Annotated in this window: 15 protein-coding genes; 8 read left to right on the forward strand and 7 right to left on the reverse strand. The window is 62.0% G+C overall.

The features are described from left to right. Positions 1–95: 95 nt before the first annotated feature. A complete protein-coding gene (gene aceA / locus R3F00_RS01070) occupies positions 96–1,394 on the reverse strand; it encodes an isocitrate lyase (protein ID WP_371279846.1) in 1,299 nt (432 codons plus the stop codon). A gap of 69 nt (positions 1,395–1,463) precedes the next feature. Beyond that, positions 1,464–3,068, reverse strand: coding sequence for a malate synthase A (gene aceB / locus R3F00_RS01075; protein ID WP_371279847.1), 1,605 nt, complete (start codon positions 3,066–3,068; stop codon positions 1,464–1,466). Between the two features lie 207 nt (positions 3,069–3,275). Between aceB and R3F00_RS01080 the strand changes: the two genes are divergently transcribed. Continuing rightward, the gene (locus tag R3F00_RS01080; protein ID WP_371280024.1) at positions 3,276–4,232 is read left to right on the forward strand and encodes a LysR family transcriptional regulator; all 957 of its coding nucleotides are present in this window, start codon (positions 3,276–3,278) and stop codon (positions 4,230–4,232) included. A 39-nt stretch (positions 4,233–4,271) separates the two neighbouring features. Here the strand turns inward: R3F00_RS01080 and R3F00_RS01085 are convergent, their stop codons facing one another. Continuing rightward, a complete protein-coding gene (locus R3F00_RS01085; RefSeq protein WP_371279848.1) occupies positions 4,272–4,910 on the reverse strand; it encodes a DUF4126 domain-containing protein in 639 nt (212 codons plus the stop codon). 143 nt (positions 4,911–5,053) lie between these two features. Here R3F00_RS01085 and R3F00_RS01090 point away from each other — a divergent pair, with 143 nt between their 5' ends. The 7 genes from R3F00_RS01090 (at position 5,054) to R3F00_RS01120 (ending at position 10,824) form a co-directional block, all read left to right on the forward strand. Then, a complete protein-coding gene (locus tag R3F00_RS01090; protein ID WP_371279849.1) occupies positions 5,054–5,353 on the forward strand; it encodes a hypothetical protein in 300 nt (99 codons plus the stop codon). 127 nt (positions 5,354–5,480) lie between these two features. Beyond that, the gene (locus R3F00_RS01095; RefSeq protein ID WP_371279850.1) at positions 5,481–5,735 is read left to right on the forward strand and encodes a GlsB/YeaQ/YmgE family stress response membrane protein; all 255 of its coding nucleotides are present in this window, start codon (positions 5,481–5,483) and stop codon (positions 5,733–5,735) included. A 338-nt stretch (positions 5,736–6,073) separates the two neighbouring features. After that, entirely contained in the window at positions 6,074–7,675 is a 1,602-nt protein-coding gene (locus tag R3F00_RS01100; protein WP_371279851.1) for a hypothetical protein, read from the forward strand. Between the two features lie 61 nt (positions 7,676–7,736). Then, positions 7,737–8,306, forward strand: a complete 570-nt coding sequence (locus R3F00_RS01105) for an RNA polymerase sigma factor (RefSeq protein WP_371279852.1) — start codon at positions 7,737–7,739, stop codon at positions 8,304–8,306. A gap of 14 nt (positions 8,307–8,320) precedes the next feature. Next, positions 8,321–8,791 (forward strand): hypothetical protein, encoded by a 471-nt coding sequence (locus R3F00_RS01110; RefSeq protein WP_371279853.1) that lies wholly within the window; start codon positions 8,321–8,323, stop codon positions 8,789–8,791. Positions 8,792–8,809: 18 nt separating this feature from the next. Continuing rightward, positions 8,810–9,844: a PDZ domain-containing protein gene (locus tag R3F00_RS01115; RefSeq protein WP_371279855.1), complete on the forward strand. Its 1,035-nt coding sequence runs from the start codon at positions 8,810–8,812 to the stop codon at positions 9,842–9,844. Positions 9,845–10,044: 200 nt separating this feature from the next. Continuing rightward, positions 10,045–10,824, forward strand: coding sequence for a pyridoxine 5'-phosphate synthase (locus R3F00_RS01120; RefSeq protein ID WP_371279856.1), 780 nt, complete (start codon positions 10,045–10,047; stop codon positions 10,822–10,824). 58 nt (positions 10,825–10,882) lie between these two features. Here the strand turns inward: R3F00_RS01120 and R3F00_RS01125 are convergent, their stop codons facing one another. The 4 genes from R3F00_RS01125 to R3F00_RS01140 form a co-directional block, all read right to left on the reverse strand. Then, the gene (locus R3F00_RS01125) at positions 10,883–11,290 is read right to left on the reverse strand and encodes an ExbD/TolR family protein (RefSeq protein ID WP_371279857.1); all 408 of its coding nucleotides are present in this window, start codon (positions 11,288–11,290) and stop codon (positions 10,883–10,885) included. A gap of 187 nt (positions 11,291–11,477) precedes the next feature. Then, positions 11,478–11,888, reverse strand: coding sequence for an ExbD/TolR family protein (locus tag R3F00_RS01130; RefSeq protein WP_371279858.1), 411 nt, complete (start codon positions 11,886–11,888; stop codon positions 11,478–11,480). A 3-nt stretch (positions 11,889–11,891) separates the two neighbouring features. Beyond that, a complete protein-coding gene (locus R3F00_RS01135; protein ID WP_371279859.1) occupies positions 11,892–12,653 on the reverse strand; it encodes a MotA/TolQ/ExbB proton channel family protein in 762 nt (253 codons plus the stop codon). A 68-nt stretch (positions 12,654–12,721) separates the two neighbouring features. Further along, positions 12,722–13,378 (reverse strand): energy transducer TonB, encoded by a 657-nt coding sequence (locus R3F00_RS01140; RefSeq protein WP_371279860.1) that lies wholly within the window; start codon positions 13,376–13,378, stop codon positions 12,722–12,724. Between the last annotated feature and the right edge of the window lie 31 nt (positions 13,379–13,409).

Consider the following 13,409-nt stretch of genomic DNA (forward strand, 5'->3'; position numbering starts at 1 on the left):
CTTCCCACCGGGCTACCCCAGACCCCACTGTTCCGTTGTCGGCGTCTGGCGCGGCCGGCACATGGCCGGCCCGCCTGTCAGACAGGACGCTTCCGTCAGGCCGCCTTGTCGCCTTCAAATTGCTCTTCCTCGGTCGATCCGGTCAGCGCGGTGGTCGAGGACTGGCCTTGCTGGATGGCCTGGGTGACCTGGTCAAAGTAACCGGTTCCGACTTCGGTCTGATGCTTGACTGCCGTGAAGCCACGGTCCGCGGCAGCGAATTCGGCCTCCTGCAACTCGACGAAGGCGCTCATCTGGTTGCGCGCGTAGCCGTAGGCCAGATTGAACATGGAATAGTTCAGGGCGTGGAATCCGGCCAGGGTGATGAACTGGAACTTGTAGCCGTAGCCGGCGATTTCCTTCTGGAACTTCGCGATCGTCGCGTCGTCCAGATTCTTCTTCCAGTTGAACGACGGCGAGCAGTTGTAGGCCAGCATCTTGCCCGGGAATTTCGCGTGGATGGCTTCGGCGAACTTGCGCGCGAACTCCAGATCGGGCTTGCCGGTTTCGCACCAGACCAGATCGGCGTATGGCGCATAGGCCAGACCGCGGCTGATGGCCTGATCGAGCCCCTTGCGCGTCTTGTAGAAGCCCTCGACGGTGCGCTCGCCGGTTGCGAACGGCTTGTCGTTAGCATCGATATCGCTGGTCAATAGGTCCGCGGCTTCCGCGTCGGTGCGTGCGACGATCAGGGTCGGCACGCCCATGACGTCGGCCGCGAGTCGCGCGGCGTTGAGCTTGTCCACGGCTTCGCGCGTCGGCACCAGTACCTTGCCGCCCATGTGGCCGCACTTCTTGACCGATGCCAGCTGATCTTCGAAGTGCACACCGGCAGCGCCGGCCTCGATCATCGCCTTCATCAGCTCGAAGGCATTGAGGACACCCCCAAAACCTGCTTCGGCGTCGGCGACGATGGGTTGCAGATAGTCAACCGAATCGTTGCCTTCGGCGTGGTTGAGCTGATCGGCGCGGAGCAGGCAGTTGTTGATGCGCTTGACAACTGCCGGCACCGAATCAGCCGGATACAGGGACTGGTCCGGGTACATTTGTCCGGCCAGATTGGCATCCGCGGCGACCTGCCAGCCAGACAGATAGATGGCCTTGAGGCCGGCCTTGACCTGCTGCATGGCCTGGTTGCCGGTCAAGGCGCCGAGCGCGTTGACGAAGGGACTCGCGTGCAGGCTGTTCCAGAGTTTTTCCGCACCGAGTCGGGCCAGGGAATGTTCGATGTGCACGCTGCCACGAAGTCGGACGACGTCGGCGGCGGAGTAGTTGCGCTGGATGCCGGCCCAACGCGGATTGGTGGCCCATTCCTGGGCAAGCTGTTCGGCGTTCGGCATCGTGTTCTGGCTCATGGTGTGCTCCCGGTGAAACGGACGGTGTAGGTAAGAGGACTGGCGCGTTGTTGGAAAGGACTCGGGTATTCAGGGCAGGCGATCGTAGGCGGGCAGGGTCAGGAACTCGACCAGTTCATCGGCGCGGGTCAGTTCGCCCAGCATGGCAATGGCCTCGGCCACGCGCTGCTGACCGGGCAAACCGGACCCGGGCAGGCGACCGGCACAACCTTCAAGCACCTGGTCGAACAGGACGAAATCAATGGCGCCACCGTCTTCCAGCTTGAGCCCTTCATGGTGCAGCCACTGCCAGAGCTGGGCACGCGAGATTTCTGCGGTCGCCGCGTCTTCCATCAGGTGGTGGATCGGTACGCAGCCGAGGCCATCCAGCCAGGCGGCCAGATAGCGCACGCACACATCGACGTTGTTCTCGAATCCGGCACGGGTGATCGTGCCGGCAGGCGCAGCCAGCAGATCATCCTGCGCAACATGGACGTCGTCGCGCTGACGCTGCAGCTGGTTCGCGCCGTCGAGAACCTTGTCGAATTCGGCCATGGCCACCGGAATCAGACCGGGATGGGCAACCCAGGTACCGTCATGCCCAGCGCGCGCCTCGCGTTGCTTGTCCAGGCGCACCCGTTCCAGCGCTGCATCGTTGGCTGCCGTGTCGTTGCTGATCGGAATCTGGGCGGCCATGCCGCCCATGGCGAATGCGCCGCGGCGATGACAAGTCTTGATCAGCAGCTCGCTGTAGGCCTTCAGGAACGGAACGCCCATCCCGACCTGCGCGCGCTCGGGCAGGACGTGGTCGCGCCGGGCACGAAAAGTCTTGATGTAGGAGAAGATGTAATCCCAGCGACCGCAGTTCAGCCCGACGATGCGGCTGCGCAGCGCCCAGAGAATCTCGTCCATCTCGAACGCGGCCGGCAGGGTTTCGATAAGCACGGTCACCTTGATGGTTCCGGGCTCCAGTGCCAGTTCACGCTCCGCGTGAGCGATCGCCGCATCCCACAATGCGGCTTCCTGATAGCCCTGCAGTTTGGGCAGGTAAAGGAAGGGGCCGCGACCGCTTGCCTGCAGCACCTTCGCGTTGTGGAACACAAACAGTCCGAAGTCGAACAGGGATCCGCTCAGACGCGCACCGTCGACAAGGATGTGCTTTTCCTCGAGGTGCCAGCCACGCGGGCGCACGATCAGCACGGCGGGGTCCGGCTTCAATTGGTACTCGCGGCCGTCGGCTGCAGTGAAATCGATGGTGCCGGCGACGGCGTCAGCCAGATTCTGCTGGCCATCCAGCAAGTTGTCCCAGGTCGGCGAGGTCGAATCCTCGAAGTCCGCCATGAAGACCCTGGCGTCCGAATTGAGCGCGTTGATGATCATCTTGCGATCGACCGGACCGGTGATCTCGACGCGACGATCCAGCAGGAGGTCCGGAATCGGTGCCACCTTCCATTCCGTTTCGCGCACGGATCGTGTCTCGGCGAGAAAATCGGGCGTCTCGCCGGCATCGAATCGGGCCTGACGGACTGCGCGGGTGGCGAGCAGCTCGATGCGCTGCGCGTTGAATCGCCGATGCAGGTCTCCGACAAAAGCCAGTGCCGCCGAGGTCAGGATGTGCGGGTCGACTCTGGCCAGAACCTCGGTGCCACCAAGCTGGACGCTCGTTGCTGAGTCTTGTACGGGATTCGCTGACATGGGCTCTGCCGCCTGTTCGGGTCGTCAGACTACTCCCGCTGCTTTACGTTTGACAAAACACATGTTTCAATGCAACACGTTAACTCTGTTAATGCGTGTTTCAACTCTCTGAATAGACACGGATAGCACCCGCATTTCATGGTGAAGCCGATGTTGCGACGCGACAAAAGGACCCCGGCAGGCAAGCCGCCCAAGGCACGAAGGGGCATCCAGCAGACCCCGCGTTTCTATTACAAGGGCAATCGGGTCAAGCAGCTGCGTGCGTTTTGCTACACGGTGAAACTGGGCACCCTGACCCGTGCCGCCGAGTCGCTGTTCCTGTCCCAACCTTCGGTGAGCCTCCAGCTTGGTGCGCTGGAATCCGAACTGGGCTGCAAATTGCTGGAGCGGCGGCGGCGGCGCGTGACCCTGACCCAGGAAGGCCAGATTCTGTATGAACTGGCGCGACCGCTGGTCGAAGGACTGGAAGGCCTCGATGAAGCGTTCTTCGCACAGACACGAGGCCCCGGCCAGTCCACGCTGGATATCGCCTGCGGCAATTCGACGATCCAGTACCTGCTGCCGGACATGGTCGCGGGATTCCGGGCCAGGCATGACAACGTGCATCTGAATCTGCACAACGTCACCGGCACGGACGGCCTCGCCCTGTTGCGATCGGACGAAGTCGATTTCGCCGTGGGCTCGATGGTCGATGTGCCGAACGATCTTTCCTATGAAGCCCTGCACCATTTCGACCCGCTGCTGATTACTCCTCCCGACCATCCGCTGGCCGCGAAGTCCGACATAACGCTCGAGGATTTGTCGCCCTACGGGCTGATCCTTCCGCCCAAGCGACTGACCACCTACCGGTTGGTGGATCTGGTTTTCCAGAAGGCCAGGGTGCCCTATACGGTCGCCATCGAAGTGGGCGGCTGGGAAGTGATCAAGCAGTACGTCGCCATGGGTCTGGGCATATCGATCGTCACCGGCATGTGCATCAGCGACACCGACCGGGATCGCCTCGTCGTGCGCAATCTGAGTTCCTACTTTCCCCAGCGCAGCTACGGCGTGGTAGTACGCAAGGGCAAGGTGCTGTCGGCCGAGGCGCGCGCCTTCATCGACCTGATCCGGCCTGGCCTGTTCGTACGACAGGACTGGTTCGAAACGGGCCACTCGGACCGATAGCGAGGCGTGTCCCCGCGCCCGAGGCGGCAATGACCCCGATCAGGGTGGCCGCGTATTGGGGCTTGCACTTGCCGCCCGTCGCAAGCGCCGAACGATTCCGCCCAGCGCGCGCAACAGCTTTGGCAGCAGCCAGATCACGAGGGCGAGAAAGAGAGCCAGCAGGATCAGGAAGATCCACGGGTGTTGCAGGGCCAGCCAGAGCCCGACCAGGAGCACGCCATCTTCGCTGAAGCTGGCAGCCCAGTTGGACACCGGTTCAGGCGAAGTATTGATCAGGGCACGGCCACCGCTCTTGAAAAGATGTGTGCCGCCACTGATGAATCCGCCTGCGAGGGCGGCAATGAACTGGGTAGCGGCCGGCTCGTCGCCCATGGCGCCCCATGCCAGCAGGGCACCGGCGGGTATGCGTACCACGGTGTTGAGGGCGTCCCAGATCGAATCGAACGCGGGAACCTTGTCAGCCAGAAACTCCCCGAACATCAGGATTCCGCTGGCGACGAGTACCCAGGGGTGCTGCACCACCTCCAGACTCGGTGGCAATTCGATGACTCCGTAGTGCGCCAGCAGGCCGACGATAAAGACGGTGGCGTACAGACGGAATCCGCTGGCCCAGGCCAGACCACCGGCAAGCGCCCATTGTGCTGCGATGTCCATGCCGGCCAGTCTGCCGATCAGCACGCGGACTGTCGATGCCCGATTTTGCACTACCGGCAGCGTTCCGCCGATCAGCGGACAACCAGGCGGCGGCGGGTCTGATAGCTTTGTCCCGAGGATATACGGATATCACCCGGCTCAATGCTGCCGATAGTGGGGGAACAGGCATGACTCGCTGGATCATGATTTCATTGACCCTGATCGGACTGATCACGGCCATCGTCACACGCAGCCCGGGTGTGCTCGGCTTGGCTCTGGTTGTCTGTTTCGTTGGCGCGTTCGGCACGGTCTTCTCGATTGCTGCAGAGCGCGTCTCGTCCAACGCGCGGCCCGATGCGAGCATGCTGCCACCCGAGGCTCTGGCTGCCATTCGTGACAAGGCTCGCGCCAAGGCCAGCGAGCAAGTCGCGTCCAGGGACGCGCAAAACCGGACAACGGCGGCCCGTCAGCAACAGCCGCAAGCCTGATTCCGATTGCGTTTGCGCCGCGTTGACGTTGTCGAGGGGCCGATTGCGCAGTGCGGCATGCACTGTGCCAGCGCTTCGCGCACACTGTGGATGTCGCAATTCGCGGCCTGAACCTGGGGAGAGCTACATGACTCTGGAGTCCTTGTTGGTGTTCCTGATCATCGGCGGTATAGCCGGTTTTCTTGCCGGTTTGATCGTCAAGGGGCGCGGCCTCGGCCTGATTGGCAATATCGTCGTCGGCATCCTCGGTGCGTTCCTCGCGGGTTGGCTGCTGCCGCAACTGGGCATCGCCCTCGGTAGCGGAATTGTCGCGGCCATCATCAACGCGATGATCGGCGCAATCATTCTGCTTGTCATTGTCATGGCGATTCGAAAAGCCTGACCGGTTTCATCGCCGCCAGGGAGTGGCGGGTTCGCGCAAGACCGGGTTGGGAAACCCGGTCTTTTTCTTTGCTCGCCGCCTGGTCCGATCGCTGGCAGGCCCGCGAATGAGCGGCTTTCACCGAACGGGTTCGCAACGTGGCTTTCGCGAAGCGACCATGGGGACAAGCCTGACGTGAAGACCATTCGCGCCGAACGGTGCCGGAATCCCTTGTTGAGCGGAGCGAACAGCCCGCGCATAGCGTGACGTTCCGCACGCTGTGCGTTGCTGCTGTCTGGCAATACCGCTATCGTCAGCGGACTGGGTAGACAGCGGCAGTTCGACTGCCGCAACAGAGGATGCGCACACTTATGAGATTGCGCAACGTAGTGCTGGTGACGGTCGTGTTGTTGGCCGGAAGCGGGCTGGCGCTCGAGTTTGCCGCGCGTTCTGCCGCAAAGCGTCTGGTTCAAGCACTCGAACCCACGGCAAGCCTGAGCTATGAGAGCGCCGGCATCGCACTGGATGGGAGCATTCGCTTCGATTCCCCGCGACTTGAGCTGAGTCGCGGTGTCTGGTTGGGCGGATTGCGCGCACGCGTGGCCAATCTGCGCGGTCCCGGCCGCTTCTGGCTGATCGGCCAGGCACTCACCGGGGATCCGGTCTGGCCTTCCGGCATGACCCTGACAACTCGCGGACTCGGCATTGAAGAATCCGGTGAACCGGGCATTTCAAATTGGGTGAGTCTGCCGGAACTCGTGCTTTTCGAGAATCTCGGTTGTGGCAGCGACGCGCTGACGAGCAAGGATCGCCTGCGCATGGGACTGACCCCCACGGAACGCGTCGATACTTTCGGCTATCGCTATGACGAGCCTTCCAGGCAGCTCGAATTGAGCATGTCGCTGAACAGCGAGGATGTGGCCCGTTGGACGGGCAGCGCCGAATTCACGGCTTTCGACCCTGCAAGGTGGGCAGAAAGCGCCGTTCAGCAGGAACTTCGTCTGGGTCGTGCATCGTTGAGCTATCAGGATCCGGGATACCTGTCGCGACGCAACAAGTTCTGTGCAGAATGGTTGGGCATCACGCCCGCACAGTTTGTCGACAGGCACGTCGCGGCCGTTCGGACCTTTCTGGCCACTCGCGGGATCGACCCGAGCGAGGATGTGCTCGGGCTCTATCAGCGCATGGTGAGCAGAAGCGGGTCACTGAATCTTGCCAGTTTGCCGGATGCATCCTGGGTGCCGGTGGAGACCGATGCCTATCCGCGCCAGGTCCTGTTGCGGCTGCTCAACATCACCGTCCGAATCGATGACGCACCGCCGATCATGTTGCGCCTGGCATTCACCGATCCGGAACAGCCGTTGTATGTCGTGACTTCGGACCTGCCGGATCCGGCCATGGCCGATGCGCTGGCTGTGGAGATGCCGGAACAGGATGCCGAGCCGGCGTCTGCAGAAGCGGCCGTCGAGAGCATTGACGAGGCGAGCCCGGGCAAGAGTGAAGATTCGGTCGCAGCCCAGGCGCAGGTTTCCGAACCGGATACTGCCGAAGCCGCGGCCAACGAAGTGGCCTCCGCCGCGCCAGAGTCCGGCACGGTCGATGTCGCACCTGAAGCGCCGACGAGCAGTCCCGGGCTGGGCGCAAGCGCGCCACCCCCACCGGAAGATTCGACCCTGGCCCTGGTCTGGAAGCCGGGCCAGATCGAGCGTCTGCCGCCGCCCAAGCCCAAGGCGCGAGACTACGACGTGGTTGCCGTATCCAGCCTGGGCGGTCTCGTGGGAAGAAAGGTGCAACTGCTGACCGCGGGCGGGAAGCAGGTCGATGGCGACGTCTTGAAGGTCCAGTCGGCAGACCTGGTCCTGCTCGTTCAGGTTGGCCGCGGCAGCGCGGAACTGAACGTGCCACTGGCCAATATCCGTGAGGTCCGACTGATGCGGCAGCGGCCGGCCGAGCCCAGATGAACAAGCCAGCCGCTGTCACCGGGGCTGCGACGAATGGCTGCCCTGGTTCGTCCTTTGCTGCATGGGCGCAGACGGTCTGCCAACGCGCGTGAATGCCGGCTTCGGCCAACCGCTTGATGCCCTCGTCCTGCAGCGGGCAAAGCGGGGCGATAGCGCGGCGATGGAGGCAATTTTCCGCCTGTATTCGCGACCTTGCTACAACCTGGCGCTGCGGATTCTCGGCGAATCCGCCGCAGCCGAGGATGTCGTTCAGGATGTGTTCTTGCGCATGATGGATACGATCAAGGGCTTTCGTGGCGATGCGCCGTTCGGGGCCTGGCTCAAGCGCATGACCGCGAACGCAACCATCGATGTTGTTCGGCGCAATCGCCGATTCGACAGTGACGATGCCGAGGCGCGCATCTCCAATATCGAGTCGGGGCAGGTCTCGGCGGAATCAGGCGTCGATGCGTGGTCCCTGCTGATGCAACTGAGTCCTCGCGCCCGCGCCGTTGTTCTGTTGCATGAAATGGAAGGCTACACGCACAAGGAACTGTCCGAGTTGTTCGGACAGAGTGAAAGTTATTCGAAGTCGGTGCTTGCCCGCGCACTCAAGCGCATTGGCACGCTTGCCGGCGATGATGAGGAATGAAGAGAGGTAGCGTGATGTCGAACAATGAATCACGGATGGACCAGGACGCTGCATCCCGCTGGGAGCTGCTGCCCGAGTTTGATCCGGATCCGGCCTTGTGGTCGCGGATTCAGTCGCGCCGTGCGCACCAGCAGGTGCGACGACGCCAGCGCCAGCGCTGGGTGGCATCTGGGCTTGCCGTTGCCGCGCTGCTTTGCGTGGTAGCCGTTTCCCGCTTCCAGATTGAACAGCCGAAACCCGACCAGGTTGCCGTATGGCAGGGGTATTCGCAGGCGCTGGAACAGGAATGGCTGGCCATGGCGCGTGCAACGCCTGATCCGCGCGTACGCGCCGAGTTGCGCCTGATCGATCTGGAGTTGCAGACTGCCTACGACCGTGGCGCTGCGGAAAGCGAGTTGATTCCTTTGTGGAAGTTGCGAAATGAGGCATTGCGTGAGCTGATCGACAACGATGTCAGTCGCATGCGTGCAGTCACACGTCTTTGATTTTTTCTGGAGAAGGGCATGAAAGGTGTATTGAAAGGATTGGCAAACCGCGCGGGCACGGTGGCCTTGTTCGGTTTTGTGGCGCTCGGCTCGACGACAGCTTCGGCTGACGGATCGTCCGTTGCGGCCCGGGTTGCTCCGCTTGCGGCGCAGTCGGATGCCTCGCTCGGTGTTTCCCCGGAGCAGCGATTGCAGGAAGAACTGCGCGTGCTGCTGCTCGACATGATCGAGTCGGGTGCATTTGGCCAGACCCCTTCGGATCAGATTTCCCTCTCGATCGATTCGCCGAAGCAACGCGCCACGAGTCTTGGGGTGCTGGTCGATAGCAGCGCCGGCTCGGCGGCGGTCGAAGGACTGCAAGTGGTCGGTACGACGCCAGGCAGCAGCGCGAGTCGGCTTGGCTTGCAGAGTGGTGACGTTATTGCGTCGGTGAATGGAGTCTCGCTGGCCGGTCTTGGCAACGACTCCAATGGCGGGGCACGCGCCGCCTTGGTCCTGCGTGACCAGCTCGAAAGCCTTCCGGATGATGCAACGATCGAGTTCAAGGTGATCCGCGACGGCCGTCCCAGGACAATATCGGGCGCCATGGCGTCGGCCTGGATTCCCGCATTGCACCTGACCGTGGGTGACGGTGTGGCCGTGGCATCGGCAGCCCAGGGAAGTGGGTACGGCAGCAGTGCTTCGCGTGGTGACGGATGCGGGCGCCTGAGCATCTTTGACAACGCCCCGCGTCAGCAGAATCTGCATGCGGCGGCCTTGATCAGCATCGACGGTGAGCGCTCGCCGATGGGCGGTCAGGAAGTATTCCGACTGTCCGAGGGCCGGCACGTGCTGACGGTTGGCGAGAAGATCGAGAGCCGCTATCTGGCTTTCAGCGAAGTGTTTCGCAACAGCAACGTGAAGAATCCGTACAAGACTCTCGAGATCGACGTGGCCCCGAATACGACCTATTTCCTGGCTGCAAAGCTGATCCAGGACAAGCGCAACGTATGGCGTGACGGTGCCTACTGGGAGCCGGTCATCTGGAGCCAGTCGACGGAATCGTGCAAGTAAGCCTGTAGCACCCGAAACGGGGCGTCTCGCTGGGACTGGGACGTGGCCACAGGTCCTCTGTCGGCCCATGGGGAATCCATGGGCCTTTTTTTTGCGCCGGTCAACAGCTCACGTAGACTGCGTAGCGGGCCTCGGCACTATGCGCAGGTTTCGCTCAGGCAGCTTCCGCTAGACTGTCGTTTTTCGGCAGGTTCGAAGCGATGACTGTCCTGAGCGTCAACGTAAACAAGGCTGCCGTCCTGAGAAACTCAAGGGGCGGGCGCCATCCTGACCCGCTGGCCCTGGCCAGGATCGCCCTCGCCGCCGGCTGTCACGGAATTACCGTGCATCCGCGTCCCGACCAGCGTCACATCCGGCTCGATGACGTGCTCGGCTTGCCCGCCGTCAGCGGTGATGCCGAGATCAACATTGAAGGCAATCCGTTCGCCCCCGCGCGTGAGGGCTACCCGGGCATGCTTGAACTGGTGCGCCGGGTTGCGCCTGCCCAGGTCACCCTGGTGCCTGACGGTGACGGTCAGCTGACCTCCGATCATGGCTTCGATCTGAACAGTGATCTGTCGGATCTGAAGCGTCAGGTGCGGGCCTTCAAGCAGTTTCCGCTGCGGTTAAGCATTTTTGTCGATGCCGGCAGCAGCGGGATGAGCCAATTGGCCGAAATGGGTGTCGACAGGATCGAAATTTACACGGGTCCGTTTGCAGACGCGTTTGCCCGTGGCGACTATCATCGCGAGCTCGGTGCCTGCCGCCGCACCGCGCTCGAGGCGCGTGATGCAGGATTGGGCGTAAACGCCGGGCATGACCTTAGCCAGGACAACCTGGACTGCCTCTTGCAGGAGCTACCGTTTATTGACGAGGTGTCGATCGGACATGCGCTTTTTTGCGAGGCCCTGCTCGAGGGCCTCGACACGACCGTCAAGCGGTACCTGCGCATTCTCGACCGGCAACGGAGTGCGCAACAGACCGCTGCTTCGAGCCGATGAACAAACCCCGCGCGACCCGGGTATCGGCCGCGCGAAAATCAGTCGACAGGCCGCGAACCTAGTCGGGCGTAACGGCGAGTACGCGAAGCTGGCTGACCTCGTTGTTCTGGGCAATCGTCAGGACCTGGGCCAGATTGTCGTACGAGGAATGGGCTTCCGGACGGATGTCCACTTGCAAGGGCTTGCCCGCCAGCACGGCTGCGTGCAGGCTGCGCCCGAGCGCAAGGCGATTGGTCGACTGGCCATCAAGGGTGATCTCGCCGCTGTCATGGATGCCAACCGTGAGTACCAGCGGTTCCGGCCTTTCAGGGTTTTCACTGCTCATGAGCGGGAAGTCGATCTTTTTCGTGATCAGAGGCGCGCTGATCATGAAGATGATCATGACGGTCAGGAGGATGTCGATCAGCGGGGTGATGTTGATTTCGGCCAGGGCCGGACTGGAAGAACTCTTGCGGACATACAACATGGTGCACCTCCGTTTGCCAGCTTCTCGAATGTTGCCGTGGCGACCCGGTGCCTGATGTGATCTGGCCTTCGCTGATCCGGAACGCCAGCTACAGCGTACTCCTGCGGGCCAACCCGGTGCCAGCACGAAAAAAGGCGCCGCTGGTGCGACGCCTTTTTCCCTGATGCCTGGAACGGTGTGGTGCGGATCAGTTCGTCTGAGCCGTAATGAATCCTATCTTGACCATGCCAGCGCTCTTGGCGTTCGCCATGACCGTAGCAATCAACTGGTACTGGGTGGTCTTCTCGGCTCGAATCTGCAATTCGGGTTGCGGGTTCTTCTGTGCCGCAACACGCAGCTGGGCCGAAAGCATGGCTTCGGTGATCAGTTCGTCGTTCCAGTACAGGTCACCGGTCTCCTTGACTGCGAGATCGATGGGTTCCGGTGGGTTGGTCTCCACCGTATTGGGGTTTGCCTGCGGCAGATCGATACGGATCTTGTGGGTCATCAACGGTGCCGTGATCATGAAGATGATCAGGAGCACCAACATTACGTCCACGAGGGGCGTAACGTTGATTTCCGCCATCGGACCACCGCCCGAATTGGATGAGAAGGCCATGGCTTACTTCCTCGCGGCTGCGGGCGCCGGGGCAGCTGCACCACCTTCGACGCGGGAACCGATTGCGAAGAAGTCATGCAGGTCGTGGGCAAATTCATCAAAGCGCGCGTAGATGAGTCGGTTGCTGCGTACGTAGAAGTTGTAGGCAAGCACGGCCGGGATAGCAACGAACAGACCGATGGCGGTCATGATCAGTGCTTCGCCGACGGGGCCGGCAACGGCTTCCATCGAGGCAGAGCCGGTCGAGGCGATCTTGATCAGGGCGTGATAGATACCCCAGACCGTACCGAGCAGGCCGACGAAGGGTGCCGTCGATCCGACCGTTGCCAGGACCGTCAGGCCGCCTTCGAGACGCATGCTTTCGCGAGCGACACCCTGGCGCAAGGCGCGATCGATGAACTCGGAACGATTGAGTGCCTCGACCAGACGACTGCCTTCGTGGCGGGTATGGTGCTGTGCCGCCGTCGCTGCCTCGAGGGCGATCTTCGAGAACGGCTCGGACTTCGGCTGTTCTTCCAGGAAGCGGATGGCCTCTTGAGCCGACGGCGTTTCCCAGAAGGTGTGAATCACCCGATCCATGCGCGATCGCACCATCGTGTTGCGAATCAGATTCGCAATGATGAAGTAGATCGACAACACCGACATCGTGATCAGGGTGATGAAAACTACCCATCCGACCAGGTCGAAGTTGTGGATGAGATGATCAAAGCCCATCTGCGACATGGCTTGGGCATTGTTGCCGCCACCGGGAAGGGGTGGGGGCATGGCACCTGACTGATCCGCAGGCGAGGTCGACGAAGCATCTTGCTGCATGGCGCTACCTTAGATGATTGCTACTGGTTGAGGTTGAACTCGATAGGTACCAAGGCGTAACCGCGACTTGCTACACCGTTCTTCTGGCCGGCATTGAAAACCCATGTCTTCACTGCCGCAATTGCCGCCTGGTCGAGTACGCGATATCCACTCGTACTTTCTACTGTGATCTCTTCCGGCTTGCCATCAAGGCCAACCAATACTTTCAGCACGACCTTGCCTTCCATGCGCTGGCGGACTGCCTGCGGCGGATACTTTGGCGGTCGCAGCCTACGGTAACTGATATTTTCGCTCGGTGCGATATCCACGGGCGGCGCCGGCGGAGCCGGTGGTGCGGGTGGCGGCGCAGGAACGGCCATCGGCGAGGCTTCCTCGACGATCACGGGCGGCGGTGGCTCCGGTGGCGGAGTCGGCGGCGGCTTGATCTTCTCGATCACCTTCGGCGGCGGCTTTTTCGGCGGCTCCGGTGGCGGCGGCGGCGGTGGGGGCGGTGGGGGCGGCGGTTCGATGAACTCGACCGTCACCTTGTTGTCGACTTTCTTTTCGGTTTGCTCAGGCGGCGACGCCGGCGTTGCCAGCAGCGCAAGGGCAAACACGTGCACAGTGAATGCGCCCGCCAGTGCTGCGACACGGAGCCAGCTAAAGGTGGCCTTTTCGGGTTGGTAGACGTCAGCCATCGGTGTTGACCAAACAGTTGTTGTTGTTCTT

Origin of the sequence: Dokdonella sp. (assembly GCF_041395345.1) — a bacterium.
Lineage (GTDB): Bacteria > Pseudomonadota > Gammaproteobacteria > Xanthomonadales > Rhodanobacteraceae > Dokdonella.

Excerpts from the sequence above, each read along its gene's own strand:
- aceA (WP_371279846.1), bottom strand. The coding sequence starts at position 1,394 with ATGAGCCAGAACACGATGCCGAACGCCGAACAGCTTGCCCAGGAATGG.
- aceB (WP_371279847.1), bottom strand. The coding sequence starts at position 3,068 with ATGTCAGCGAATCCCGTACAAGACTCAGCAACGAGCGTCCAGCTTGGT.
- R3F00_RS01090 (WP_371279849.1), top strand. The coding sequence starts at position 5,054 with ATGACTCGCTGGATCATGATTTCATTGACCCTGATCGGACTGATCACG.
- R3F00_RS01095 (WP_371279850.1), top strand. The coding sequence starts at position 5,481 with ATGACTCTGGAGTCCTTGTTGGTGTTCCTGATCATCGGCGGTATAGCC.
- R3F00_RS01100 (WP_371279851.1), top strand. The coding sequence starts at position 6,074 with ATGCGCACACTTATGAGATTGCGCAACGTAGTGCTGGTGACGGTCGTG.
- R3F00_RS01105 (WP_371279852.1), top strand. The coding sequence starts at position 7,737 with ATGGGCGCAGACGGTCTGCCAACGCGCGTGAATGCCGGCTTCGGCCAA.
- R3F00_RS01110 (WP_371279853.1), top strand. The coding sequence starts at position 8,321 with ATGTCGAACAATGAATCACGGATGGACCAGGACGCTGCATCCCGCTGG.
- R3F00_RS01115 (WP_371279855.1), top strand. The coding sequence starts at position 8,810 with ATGAAAGGTGTATTGAAAGGATTGGCAAACCGCGCGGGCACGGTGGCC.
- R3F00_RS01120 (WP_371279856.1), top strand. The coding sequence starts at position 10,045 with ATGACTGTCCTGAGCGTCAACGTAAACAAGGCTGCCGTCCTGAGAAAC.
- R3F00_RS01125 (WP_371279857.1), bottom strand. The coding sequence starts at position 11,290 with ATGTTGTATGTCCGCAAGAGTTCTTCCAGTCCGGCCCTGGCCGAAATC.
- R3F00_RS01130 (WP_371279858.1), bottom strand. The coding sequence starts at position 11,888 with ATGGCCTTCTCATCCAATTCGGGCGGTGGTCCGATGGCGGAAATCAAC.
- R3F00_RS01135 (WP_371279859.1), bottom strand. The coding sequence starts at position 12,653 with ATGCCCCCACCCCTTCCCGGTGGCGGCAACAATGCCCAAGCCATGTCG.
- R3F00_RS01140 (WP_371279860.1), bottom strand. The coding sequence starts at position 13,378 with ATGGCTGACGTCTACCAACCCGAAAAGGCCACCTTTAGCTGGCTCCGT.